This is a genomic window from Acinetobacter sp. P37, assembly GCF_057480965.1.
In genome coordinates this window covers 1-247 of sequence record NZ_JBLIYY010000060.1, presented here as the reverse complement: position 1 = coordinate 247, position 247 = coordinate 1, and the positions used below count along the sequence as shown (strand labels likewise).

1 rRNA gene is annotated in these 247 nt (G+C 38.1%); it reads right to left on the bottom strand.

Annotated elements, in window-relative coordinates:
* Window positions 1-90 (bottom strand): 5S ribosomal RNA (gene rrf, locus AC25JC_RS17380); the annotation flags it as partial.
* Window positions 91-247: the final 157 nt, after the last annotated feature.

Below are 247 nucleotides of genomic sequence, written 5' to 3'. Positions count from 1 at the left end.
GGGTAACCCCACACTACCATCAGCGCTAAGAGGTTTCACTTCTGAGTTCGGGAAGGGATCAGGTGGTTCACTCTTGCTATTGTCGCCAGCACAACTGTTATGGATACTTGCTTAGTCTTACGTATTGCTAAGTTTTCTACCAAATGATTTATTAACAGATCATATCTGAGTTGCAGTATTTTGTTCTTAAGCGTTAACTAAATCAAGTTATTTTGCTTAATATCGAATCAATTGATGCTTGATACAA